Annotated in this window: 11 protein-coding genes; 9 read left to right on the forward strand and 2 right to left on the reverse strand. The window is 59.0% G+C overall.

Annotation, left to right across the window (positions count from 1 at the left end):
- Window positions 1-179 precede the first annotated feature (179 nt).
- From GS614_RS02450 to lexA, 6 genes are all read left to right on the forward strand, one after another.
- Window positions 180-761, forward strand: a complete 582-nt coding sequence (locus GS614_RS02450) for an aminodeoxychorismate/anthranilate synthase component II (protein ID WP_171115746.1) — start codon at window positions 180-182, stop codon at window positions 759-761.
- Entirely contained in the window at window positions 758-1,777 is a 1,020-nt protein-coding gene (gene trpD / locus GS614_RS02455) for an anthranilate phosphoribosyltransferase (RefSeq protein WP_171228257.1), read from the forward strand. Before GS614_RS02450 ends, trpD begins: the two co-directional genes overlap by 4 nt.
- Entirely contained in the window at window positions 1,774-2,586 is an 813-nt protein-coding gene (trpC, locus tag GS614_RS02460; protein ID WP_152458096.1) for an indole-3-glycerol phosphate synthase TrpC, read from the forward strand. Before trpD ends, trpC begins: the two co-directional genes overlap by 4 nt.
- Window positions 2,586-3,059, forward strand: coding sequence for a cyclic pyranopterin monophosphate synthase MoaC (gene moaC / locus GS614_RS02465; RefSeq protein ID WP_171725424.1), 474 nt, complete (start codon window positions 2,586-2,588; stop codon window positions 3,057-3,059). Before trpC ends, moaC begins: the two co-directional genes overlap by 1 nt.
- The gene (glp, locus tag GS614_RS02470; protein ID WP_171725425.1) at window positions 3,056-4,228 is read left to right on the forward strand and encodes a gephyrin-like molybdotransferase Glp; all 1,173 of its coding nucleotides are present in this window, start codon (window positions 3,056-3,058) and stop codon (window positions 4,226-4,228) included. Before moaC ends, glp begins: the two co-directional genes overlap by 4 nt.
- A gap of 78 nt (window positions 4,229-4,306) precedes the next feature.
- Complete coding sequence (lexA, locus tag GS614_RS02475) at window positions 4,307-5,005, forward strand: transcriptional repressor LexA (RefSeq protein ID WP_171725426.1); 699 nt, start codon at window positions 4,307-4,309, stop codon at window positions 5,003-5,005.
- On the opposite strand, the gene GS614_RS02480 is transcribed toward lexA, so the two are convergent.
- On the reverse strand, window positions 4,999-7,047 hold the full coding sequence (locus GS614_RS02480) for a ComEC/Rec2 family competence protein (RefSeq protein WP_171725427.1): 2,049 nt from the start codon (window positions 7,045-7,047) through the stop codon (window positions 4,999-5,001). The genes lexA and GS614_RS02480 overlap by 7 nt on opposite strands.
- 78 nt (window positions 7,048-7,125) lie before the next feature.
- Here GS614_RS02480 and gltX point away from each other — a divergent pair, with 78 nt between their 5' ends.
- Window positions 7,126-8,526, forward strand: coding sequence for a glutamate--tRNA ligase (gene gltX / locus GS614_RS02485; RefSeq protein ID WP_171115736.1), 1,401 nt, complete (start codon window positions 7,126-7,128; stop codon window positions 8,524-8,526).
- A gap of 121 nt (window positions 8,527-8,647) precedes the next feature.
- Window positions 8,648-9,943 (forward strand): citrate synthase, encoded by a 1,296-nt coding sequence (gltA, locus tag GS614_RS02490; RefSeq protein WP_171115733.1) that lies wholly within the window; start codon window positions 8,648-8,650, stop codon window positions 9,941-9,943.
- A gap of 135 nt (window positions 9,944-10,078) precedes the next feature.
- Here the strand turns inward: gltA and GS614_RS02495 are convergent, their stop codons facing one another.
- Window positions 10,079-11,146: a PA0069 family radical SAM protein gene (locus tag GS614_RS02495; protein WP_171725428.1), complete on the reverse strand. Its 1,068-nt coding sequence runs from the start codon at window positions 11,144-11,146 to the stop codon at window positions 10,079-10,081.
- A gap of 270 nt (window positions 11,147-11,416) precedes the next feature.
- Between GS614_RS02495 and GS614_RS02500 the strand changes: the two genes are divergently transcribed.
- A complete protein-coding gene (locus GS614_RS02500) occupies window positions 11,417-12,115 on the forward strand; it encodes a B12-binding domain-containing protein (protein ID WP_152458104.1) in 699 nt (232 codons plus the stop codon).
- Window positions 12,116-12,240 lie beyond the last annotated feature (125 nt).

Here is a 12,240-nt window from a genome sequence, read left to right on the forward strand (position 1 = left end):
TTCCTCTGCCTCGTCCAGCTCTGCGCCATCTGGTGTGGCACTCGGCCAATTGAACGCGCCAGAAACGGTATGTCCTCTTGACGCTGCCGCTCAAGCCTGAGCATGTATGTGCGGACATTATACCGTGGCCCGGGGCTGCATCGCCAGCCCGAAATGCCCAAGCGAAGATAAGTGCCCAAATGCTGCTGCTGATCGACAACTACGACTCGTTTACCTACAATTTGGTACATTATTTAGGCGAACTTGGTGCCGAAATGGTCATTCGCCGAAATGATGCGCTGGATGTGCAGGAAGCGATGGCCATGAACCCTGCCGGCATTCTGCTGAGCCCCGGCCCCTGCGACCCGGATCAGGCGGGGATTTGCCTGGCACTGACGAAAGCGGCCGCTGAAACCAAAACGCCGCTTTTGGGGGTTTGCCTGGGCCATCAGACCATAGGCCAGGTGTTTGGCGGCAAGGTGGTTCGATGCCACGAGATCGTTCATGGCAAGATGGGCACGGTGAAGCACACCGGCAAGGGGTTGTTTGCCGGTCTGCCCTCACCCTTTGAGGCAACGCGCTACCATTCGCTGGTGGTCGAGCGCGAGACCCTGCCCGATTGCCTGGAGATCACGGCCGAGCTGGACGACGGCACGATCATGGGATTGCAGCACAAGGAATTGCCGATCCACGGTGTGCAGTTCCACCCGGAATCCATCGCATCCGAGCACGGTCACGCCCTTCTCAAAAACTTCCTGCAAGAACTGAAAGTCCCGGCATGAGCGACGCGCTTAAACCGCTGATCGGAGCCGCTGCCGATCGTCCTTTGACACGTGCCGAGGCCGAAAAAGCCTTTGCCATACTGTTCGATGGCGAAGCCACGCCCAGCCAGATCGGCGGATTGCTGATGGCCATGCGGACACGCGGTGAGACGGTGGATGAATACGCCGCGGCAGCCGCCGTGATGCGTTCGAAATGCAATGCCGTAAACGCACCCGAGGGGGCGATGGATATCGTCGGCACCGGCGGTGACGGCAAAGGCACCCTGAACATCTCGACCGCGACCGCTTTTGTCGTGGCCGGTGCCGGAGTCACGGTCGCGAAACACGGCAATCGCAACCTGAGCTCGAAATCCGGCGCGGCGGATGCATTGGGCCAGATGGGTATCAACGTCATGGTTGGCCCGCAAGTCGTTGAAAATGCGCTGAAAGACGTTGGTATCGGCTTCATGATGGCGCCCATGCACCACCCTGCCATCGCCCATGTGATGCCGTCCCGGCAAGAATTGGGAACGCGCACGATCTTCAATATTCTCGGCCCCCTGACCAACCCTGCCGGCGTCAAACGGCAATTGACCGGCGCCTTCAGCCGCGACCTGATCCGCCCGATGGCCGAAACGCTTGGCCTGCTGGGGTCGGACCGGGCCTGGTTGGTGCATGGTTCGGACGGGACGGACGAGCTTACGATCACCGGCATCAGCTGGGTCGCCGCTCTGGAAGACGGGATTGTGAAAGAGGTCGAATTGCACCCCGAAGACGCAGGTCTTCCGGTGCATCCGTTCGAGGACATTATCGGTGGCTCGCCCGAGGAAAACGCCGTTGCGTTCCGGGCTTTGCTGGATGGTGCCCCGTCCGCGTATCGCGACGCGGTGTTGCTGAATTCAGCCGCCGCTCTGGTCGTCGCCGAAGCGGCAAATGATCTGCGCGAAGGCGTGGCCATGGCTGCTGAAAGCATCGACAGTGGCAATGCCAAAAACAAAATCACGGCCTTGGCCGCCAAGACACAGGAAGCCGCATGACCGAAACCGTTCTGGACAGAATCAAAGCCTACAAACTGGAAGAAGTCGCGGCGGACAAAGCGCAGAAATCCCTGGAAACACTGGAAAGTGAGGCCCGGTCCGCCTCGGAACCCCGTGGCTTTGCCAATGCGCTGCAACACGCCTCGCGGCAAGGCTATGGCCTGATCGCCGAGGTCAAGAAAGCCAGCCCGTCCAAAGGACTGATCCGGCCGGATTTCGACCCGCCCGTTCTTGCAAAGGCTTATGAAGATGGTGGCGCGACATGTTTGTCCGTCCTGACCGACACCCCCAGCTTTCAGGGCAAGAAAGAGTATCTGACGCAGGCGCGCGAGGCGACGTCCCTGCCCGCCTTGCGCAAGGATTTCATGTACGACCCGTATCAGGTGGTCGAAGCACGCGCCCTGGGGGCGGATTGCATTCTGATCATCATGGCCTCGGTCAGTGATGATCAGGCGGCTGAACTGGAAGACACTGCATTCGATTGGGGAATGGATGTTCTGATCGAAGTACACGACGAGGCAGAGCTTGAACGCGCGGCACAGCTGAAAAGCCCGCTGATCGGTATCAACAACCGCAATCTGAAGACATTCGAGACAACGCTCGACACGACGCGCCGCCTGTCCAAGCTGGTGCCCGCCGATCGCACCATCGTGTGCGAAAGCGGCCTAGGTACACCAGACGATCTGAAGGACATTGCACGCTACGGGGCCCGCTGCTTCTTGATCGGAGAAAGCCTGATGCGCCAGGACGATGTTGAAGCGGCAACGCGCCATATCCTGTCAAACCCGCTGATCCCCGGAGTGATGTGATGCCACTGACCCATTTCGATGCCCAAGGTCAGGCACATATGGTCGATGTCTCGGGCAAGGAGGTGACAGATCGTGTCGCCGTTGCCGAAGGTCACATCAGGATGGCGCCGGAAACCTTTGAAATCATTTCCGAAGGTCGCGCCAAGAAGGGCGATGTTCTGGGTATTGCCCGTTTGGCCGGCATCATGGGTGCAAAGAAAACGCCGGACCTCATTCCGCTGTGTCATCCTTTGCCGGTGACCAAAGTGGCGGTCGAGCTTACACTTGACCCGGACCTGCCGGGTGTTCGGATCCAGGCCACCGTCAAGACCTCGGGCCAGACCGGGGTCGAGATGGAAGCGCTGACCGCCGTATCGACAGCCGCCTTGACGGTATACGACATGACCAAGGCCGTCGATAAGGCGATGGAGATAGGCGGCATTCGCGTTCTGCTTAAAGATGGCGGTAAATCAGGACGTTACGAGGCGAAATGATTACTGTCGAAGAGGCCCGCGCCCTGTTGTTCGATCTTGTGGGGCCACTGCTGGCGGAAGAGGTTCCACTGGCCCAGTCCGCAGGGCGTGTTCTGTCGCGGGACGTCACGGCCACGCGGGATCAACCGCCTTTTGCCGCCTCTTCCATGGATGGCTATGCGGTCAAATCTGAGGAGGTCGAACTGCACGCCATGTTCAAAATCGTGGGCGAGTCAGCGGCCGGGCGTCGTTTTGAAGGCGCTGTAGGCCCCGGACAGGCCGTTCGCATCTATACCGGCGCCCCTGTACCCGAGGGTGCGGATTTCGTTGTGATTCAAGAGGATACGGACCGCCGCGGCGATCTTCTGACAATCACGGACACACCCGGCGCCAAAACCAACATTCGGCCCGCTGGCGTGGATTTCAAGGCTGGCACGTCCATATCGGCCCCGCGTTTGATCCGCGCGGAAGATGTGGCCTTGATGGCCGCGATGAACATCCCTCGCGTTCCGGTTTCGCGCAAACCCGTGATCGCCCTCATCTCGACTGGTGATGAGTTGGTCATGCCCGGGGAAGAACCCGGCCCGGATCAGATCATCGCCTCAAACACATTTGGCCTAAAGGCAATGCTCGAAGGATTGGGGGCTGTGGTGCGCGTGCTTCCGATCGCACGGGACACTGTATCGTCACTTGAAACGGCCTTTGGTCTCGCGCAGGGGGCGGATCTGGTCGTGACGATCGGCGGGGCGTCGGTTGGCGATTATGATCTCGTGTCGGGCGTCTCGCAGGGGTTGGGGATGAAGCAATCCTTCTACAAGATCCGAATGCGCCCTGGAAAACCCCTGATGGCCGGTCGTATCGGCAACGCGGCGATGGTCGGGTTGCCGGGCAATCCGGTCAGCGCCATGGTCTGCGGCTATCTGTTTCTGGCCCCGATGGTGCGCCGGATGCTGGGGCTTGAACAGGTGCTGCCACCCTTCCGCACGGCCCGGCTGAGTGGTCCTTTGCCCGAGAACGGGCCGCGCGAGCATTATATGCGCGCCGTGGAGACGGATGCCGGTATCGAAGCTTGCGCAGATCAGGACAGTTCCCTTCTCAGCGTATTGGCTCAGTCCAACGCGCTATTGGTCCGCGCCCCACACGATCCGGCGCGCGACATCGGGGAAATGGTCGAATACCTGCCGATCTGACCTGCCCTCAAATTCGTTGACACAAAACGTGAACATGCGTAGAACAAAAGAAAACGCATGAGCAACGAGGTGTGAGCGATGCTGACCAAGAAGCAATTGGATTTGCTGGAATTCATCCACAAACGCGTGCAGGCGGACGGTGTTCCGCCCAGTTTTGATGAAATGAAGGCTGCTCTCGACCTGCGGTCGAAATCCGGCATTCACCGGTTGATCACCGCATTGGAAGAACGTGGGTTTATCCGCCGCCTTGCCCATCGCGCTCGGGCCATTGAGATCGTGAAATTGCCCGAAAGCCTTGGCGGTGAGCCGACAGCTGGATTTACGCCACGTGTGATCGAAGGCGACCGGCCCAAGGCCCCCCGCCCTGCGAATGTGGAGCCTGTATCGGTGGACGCGCTCGAGCTGCCAGTCATGGGCCGGATCGCAGCCGGTGTTCCCATCGAAGCAATCAGCCATGTATCGCATCACGTGGCCGTCCCCGGCCCCATGGTTTCGGGACAGGGTCAGCACTATGCATTGGAAGTTCGCGGCGACTCGATGATCGACGCTGGCATCAATGACGGTGACGTGGTCGTCATTCGAGAAACCTCGACCGCGGATAACGGCGACATCGTGGTTGCCTTGGTCGAGGATCAGGAAGCGACCCTCAAGCGGTACCTCCGCCGCGGCAACGCAATCGCGCTTGAGGCAGCAAACCCGGCTTATGAAACGCGCGTCCTGCCCGAAGAAAAGGTCAAGGTTCAGGGCCGGTTGGTCGGACTGATCCGCACCTATTGAGCCTGATTGGAATGACGGTCCCCGGCAGGTTTCGGGGACCAAAGCCGATGGCCTGTCATGTCCGCGCTCGAGGTCAGCTTTCCATTCGAAACCGACAGGCTGCCGGTTTCATACAACCGTTCCGGATCGAACACCCCGCATGAACCTTGCAGGGCAAGCGCAACAGCCGAGATGATGATCTGGTTTTTTTGGCATTCATCAAACGCCCGCGCCGCCCGTTTTCCGGTGATATGGATGATCTCAAAATCCTTCAGCGGGTATCGTTGCACGATGTCGCTGTCTGGCCATCTGAGCGCCGCCTCGATCTGATCAACGCCGTCTCCGTCATTTTCAAGCCAGACACCGGCGACAAACCCGCTGCCTTTGCTTTTGCTGAGGGCCCGCCCCTTGTCGGTCATAACCCCCACCAATCCGCCGTTTTCAGCGATCAGGACATCCGGTCTGTGCCCCGAGTTCCAAAGCAGAAATGCCAGGACAACTGGCACTGCTCCGGCCCATCGTGCTTGTCCCTGCCACAAGGCCATCCACAAGGCGCCGAATGCGACCAGGGGCAGGATGTACCAAGGCGGGCTGACGACAAAACCCTGCGCGCCATCAAGGTGCGACACCCAGTCCGAAACCGTAAGGATCCAATGCAACGCCCACCCCATGACGGTCAGGGCAATTGCCTCCAGTCCAAACGGGGCCAGAAGCGCCGCAACGACGGCGGAGGGCACGACAAAAAGACCCATGACAGGAACGGAAAGCAGGTTGGCCAGCAGACCGTAATGGGACATCGTATTGAAATGCGCGGCACCTATGGGGGCTGTTGCAAGGCCTGCAATTGCCGATGACATCACCACGCCGGCGACGGGCTTCAGCCAGTTTGGGCCGGGCATCGGGCCCATCTCTCGCAACGCTCCGAAGACGGCGACCAACGCTGTGGTTGCGGCGAAGGACATTTGAAATCCGGGGCTCAGCAGCGACTCAGGCCGAAGAACCAGCACGATTACGGCGGCAACAGCAACCGCGCGCAGTGAAATCGCGCGTCGGTCGATCAATACGGCCCCCAGCATGACGCTGACCATGACAAAGGCCCGTTCGGTTGCAACGTTGCCCCCGGACAACAACAGATAAAGGGTTGCGGCACAAAGCGCGAGAACAGCAGCCACCTTCCGAACCGGAACTCGCAACGCAACAGGGGGGCACAACGACAGCCCCAACCGACACGCGACGAACACGAAGCCTGTCAGAAGCCCCATATGAAGCCCGGAAATGGCCAGCAGATGCGCCAGATTGGACGCCCGCAAGGATGATAGCGTCTCCTGCCCCATCCCGCTGCGATCTCCGGTGGTGACGGCGGCGGCAAATCCACCGATTTCACCGGGCAGATTCTGCCTGACCCGCTGCGAAATGGCCATGCGGATCGCAGTGACCCGAATGCCGTCGATCCCCTCGGTCGCTGGCGCGATGGTCATGATCGGGACGCGGGTATAGCCGACCGCGCCCAATCGTTGAAACCAGGCATGACGGCGAAAGTCGAAACCTCCGGGCTCGACCGGGCCCTGCGGCGGCGAAAGATGACCCGTGGTCATAATACGCTGCCCCGGTGCGATTGCGCCCGTTGGAACATGAACGGAAAGACGGATGCGCTGCGGCCTGCGCTCCTGAGGTACATCCCCTATGCGTACCTGATCAAGCGTCAACCGCAACGCATCCGAGGCAGACCGATCCATGGCGACGACCCTCCCCTCGACAGGGCCATAATATCGCCACGACAGTACCGGTTCTGCCACCATATGGGCGCGAACGCCTGCCAGAATGAAACCGGCAGCGATCAGCACCCCCCCGATTGCCAACGTTCCCACCCCCGGTGGCAGCCGGCGGCGCAAGGCGACAAGAGCGATTCCAAGACAGACAAGACCGGCATAGACTGACCAATCCGGCTCGACGCGGACGCCGAAATAAAGACCAATCCCCGTCGCCAGCAAAACCGGCGTCCAAGGGAAAAGGTAGCCTGTCTGGCGCAGCAGCGCGGCCTCGACCCGTGCAAGAACACGCATGGTTGCCCCCGTCCTTCGGGCTCGTTAGACAGGCTTCAAACTATGCCAGATACGGTTACCAAAAGGTTAATCCTCACCATGACTGAACAGGTCGTCACTCGTTTTGCCCCCTCGCCCACCGGTTTCCTGCATATCGGTGGCGCGCGCACTGCATTGTTCAATTGGCTGTATGCGCGTGGTCGGGGCGGCAAATTCCTGCTGCGGATCGAAGACACCGATCGCGAACGTTCGACACCCGAGGCGACCGCCGCGATCCTTCAGGGCATGGCCTGGCTTGGCCTTGATCACGACGGTGACGTGATCAGCCAGTTCGAAGGGGCCGCCCGTCACGCCGAGGTCGCGCATCAGTTGCTGGCCGAGGGCAAGGCCTACAAGTGTTTCTCGACCCAGGAAGAAATCGCGGCTTTCCGGGACCAGGCGCGCAGCGAAGGGAAATCAACCCTGTTCCGCAGCCCATGGCGTGACGCCGATCCTGCTACACATCCGGATGCACCTTTTGCCATACGCATCAAGGCGCCTCAGGACGGGGTGACCGTGATCCACGATCAGGTTCAGGGCGATGTGAGCATCCGCAATGACCAGTTGGACGACATGATTCTTCTGCGCTCGGACGGAACACCCGTCTACATGCTGGCAGTCGTTGTCGACGATCACGACATGGGTGTCACCCATGTCATTCGCGGCGACGATCACCTCAACAATGCCGCGCGGCAAATGATGATCTACGAAGCCATGGGCTGGGACGTTCCGGTCTGGGCGCATATCCCGCTGATTCACGGGCCGGATGGCAAGAAGCTGTCCAAGCGCCATGGTGCTCTTGGGGCGCAGGAGTATCAGGCCATGGGCTATCCCGCAGCCGGGATGCGCAATTACCTGACCCGGCTGGGCTGGAGTCATGGCGACGATGAGTTTTTCACGGATGCGCAGGCAAAGGACTGGTTCGATCTGGACGGGATCGGCAAAAGCCCTGCACGGTTTGATCTGAAAAAGCTTGAAAACCTGTGTGGACAGCATATCGCAATCTCGGATGATGCTGCACTGCGGCAAGAGATCGAAGCATATCTGGCCGCAGCAGACCTTCCGCCCCTTACCGAAACACAATCCAGTGATCTGGAACGTGCGATGTATTGCCTCAAGGACCGGGCGCGCACTTTCCCGGAACTGCTTGAAAAGGCTCATTTTGCACTGACAAACCGCCCGATCGTTCCGGATGAAAAGGCGGCAAAGGCACTGGCAACTGTATCCGATGGTATACTGACGGAATTGACGCCGCATCTGCAAAATGTTAGCTGGTCGCGGAACGAACTGGAGGAGGCACTGAATTCCTTTGCCGAGTCAAAGGAGCTCAAATTCGGCAAGCTGGCCGGTCCGCTGAGGGCCGCCCTGGCGGGTCGGGCCGTTACGCCTTCGGTTTTTGACATGATGCTTGTGCTGGGACGGGAAGAAACCCTGGCGCGGCTTTCTGAAGCAGCGAAATAACCCAAGCTTCATAAAGGGGTAACGCTGCTCCGCTAACACCCGGACTGCGCGTCCACGCGCAGTCATTGCCCGTATCACCGGAGGTATCTCTGGCGTGCGCATGAATGAAGAAGGGACAACCATGACCGAAAGCAACAAAACAGCCACTCTGACCGTTCACGGCAAAGAGTATGAGTTGCCTGTTCATTCTCCGACCGCTGGTCCGGATGTCATTGATATCCGCAAGCTTTATGGTCAGGCCGGCGTCTTCACCTACGATCCCGGGTTCACTTCGACCGCAAGCTGCGACAGCACCATCACCTATATCGACGGCGAAAAAGGCGAACTGCTGCACCGGGGCTATCCGATCGACCAACTGGCCGAGAAATCGCATTTTCTCGAAGTCTGCTATCTTCTGCTGTACGGAGAACTGCCGGCGGCAAAGGATCTTGAGAAATTCGAGACCACGATCACACGCCACACCATGCTGCACGAGCAGATGCAGTATTTCTATCGCGGTTTCCGCCGCGACGCGCACCCGATGGCCATCATGGTCGGCGTTGTCGGCGCGATGTCGGCCTTCTATCACGATTCAACGGATATCTCGGACCCGCAGCAGCGTGAAATCGCATCGCATCGTCTGATCGCCAAGATGCCGACTATTGCTGCATGGGCCTACAAGTATCACACTGGTCAGCCTTTCGTGTATCCGCGCAACGATCTGGACTATGCCTCGAACTTCCTGCGCATGTGTTTCAGCGTTCCTGCCGAGGAATACGAGGTCAACCCGATCCTCAGCCGCGCCATGGACCGCATCTTTACGCTGCATGCGGATCACGAACAGAATGCCTCGACATCGACCGTGCGTCTGGCGTCGTCCTCGGGGGCAAACCCGTTTGCCTGTATCGCCGCCGGCATCGCTTGCCTTTGGGGTCCGGCACATGGTGGCGCAAATCAGGCCTGCCTGGAGATGCTGGAAGAGATCGGCACCGTTGATCGCATCCCCGAGTTTATTGCCCGCGCCAAAGACAAGAACGATCCGTTCCGCCTGATGGGCTTTGGTCACCGCGTTTACAAGAATTTCGACCCGCGCGCCAAAGTGATGAAGCAATCGGCTGACGAAGTTCTTGATCTGCTGGGCGTTGAAGACAACCCGAAATTGCAGGTTGCCAAGGAACTGGAACGCGAAGCACTGGAAGACCCGTACTTCGCCGATAAAAAGCTATTCCCGAATGTCGACTTCTACTCGGGCATCATCCTCGAAGCGATGGGTTTCCCGACCTCGATGTTCACGCCGATCTTCGCCCTGTCACGCACTGTTGGCTGGGTCAGCCAGTGGAAAGAGATGATCGCCGATCCGCAAAACAAAATCGGCCGCCCGCGTCAGCTGTACCTAGGCGAAACGCTGCGCGATTACGTGGATATCGAAAATCGCTGATACGCGCCTCACGTCAATCTGTTTCGAAGGCCCCGGTACTGCCGGGGTCTTTTTGTTTGGGCTGAAGCAATGAGAGCGCGAAGACCCGGTGTTTTCCCGCGCAAGACAGCACCGGACAAGCCGGGGCGCAAGACCTCAGAACAGGCTCAGCTGATCCCCGGGCTGCGGCGGCACCGCAAACAAGTCGCAACGCAACGGGGCCGATTTTATGGACAGCCCCAGACGTTTGCAGGTCTTCACGAACCTTTGAGCGATAATCCCGGCATACTCACCCTCGCCCCGCATTCTGTGCCCCCAACGCGGATCGTAGTCCCGCCCTCCATGCATTTCCCGCAGTTTGGACATGACCTTTTCCGCCCGCGGCGGCTCATGATCGGCAAGCCAGCCCTGCCAAAGCTGCGATACTTCGCGCGGCAGGCGCAACATGATCCAGCTTGCGGCATCCGCACCAGCCTCTTTCCCGGCTTCCAGAAGGCTTTCCAGTTCATGATCCGTCAGCCCCGGCACGATGGGTGACGTCATGACACGCACCGGAACGCCCGCTTCCGTCAGCGTTCGGATCACGCGCAACCGCCGAAGAGGCGACGGCGCCCGTGGTTCCATCCGGCGGGACAATTCCGCATCCAACGTTGTCAGCGAAATACCAACCCGCACCAGCCCCCGGCCTGCCATGTCGGCAAGCAACTCCAGATCCCGCTCTATCAGGGTACCCTTGGTGACGATTGCGACCGGGTGGTTGAACTCACTCAAAACCTCAAGACATGACTTTGTAATCATGTGCTTTTTCTCAATCGGCTGATACGGGTCCGTATTCGTACCAATTGCAATCGGCGCGACTTTGTAGGATCTGGCGGACAATTCCTTGCGCAGAACACGCCCCATGTTGGGTCGAGCGATCAGGCGGGTTTCGAAATCCAATCCTGCCGATAGCCCAAGATACGCGTGGCTTGGTCGCGCAAAACAGTAAACGCAGCCATGTTCACATCCCCGGTACGGGTTGATCGACCGATCGAAGGGCAAGTCAGGAGATCGGTTGTAAGTAATAGCGCTGCGCGCAACCTCTTCGCTTGTCTCGGTACGCAGCGGCGGCAATTCTTCCTCTATGTCCCACCCGTCTTCGGCGGGCGTGGTGGCAAAGCGTTCAAACCGACCAGCTTCGTTCGTCGTTGTTCCTCTTGCCTTGATCGTCCGCGCGATGTTCATGTCAGTATGTTCTTCTTTTGTTCTCGCGCAAACATAGGCCTGTCGCCGATTTGGCGCAACCCCCGCCAAATCTTCGTTGGATTGAAGTTAGTTGAAGAGTCTGCAGGATAATCTTGCAGACTTTTCTATCGAGCCCCCCCATTTTTTGGCTTATAGGTCGGTCCCGAAACGACCGACGTCGCAATCGTCACAGTCACGATGCGACGTTTTGGCCAAAACGGAAAAAATGCCACCACGGGTCGATGGCCCGCCCAGCACAGGGAATACCCCATGTCCGACGAAGAAGACATCGTCCTGTCCGAACTGAATGACGACGAACTGGTCGAGCAGATGTTCGACGATCTCTACGATGGCCTGAAGGAAGAGATCGAAGAAGGTACCAACATCCTGCTGGAACGCGGATGGACACCTTATGACATCCTGACCAAGGCTCTGGTTGGCGGTATGACCATCGTAGGCCATGACTTCCGCGACGGCATCCTGTTCGTCCCCGAGGTTCTGCTGGCCGCAAACGCCATGAAAGGCGGCATGTCCATTCTCAAGCCGCTGCTGGCCGAAACCGGTGCACCGCGCGTCGGCAAGATGGTCATCGGCACCGTGAAGGGTGACATCCACGACATCGGCAAGAACCTTGTTTCGATGATGATGGAAGGCGCCGGCTTCGAAGTTGTCGATCTGGGCATCAACAACCCGGTCGAAAACTACCTAGAAGCACTGGAAAACGAACAACCCGACATTCTGGGCATGTCGGCCCTGCTGACCACTACGATGCCTTACATGAAAGTGGTCATCGACACGATGGTCGAACAGGGCGTCCGCGACGATTACATCGTTCTGGTCGGCGGCGCGCCCCTGAATGAAGAGTTCGGCAAAGCCATCGGCGCGGATGCCTATTGCCGCGACGCAGCTGTTGCAGTGGAAACCGCCAAGGAATTCGTGGGCCGCAAGCACAATCAACTGGCTGGCTAAGACCCGAACAATACTGATTGAAAGGCCGTCCGATCCGGGCGGCCTTTTCGATTCTGAAGCGCCTTGTCACCGGAGGATCCGGATTATCCAATTTTAAACCAAAGCAGGTCTAAAAGAACGAGGCA

Source organism: Ruegeria sp. HKCCD6604 (assembly GCF_013110635.1).
GTDB lineage: Bacteria > Pseudomonadota > Alphaproteobacteria > Rhodobacterales > Rhodobacteraceae > Ruegeria.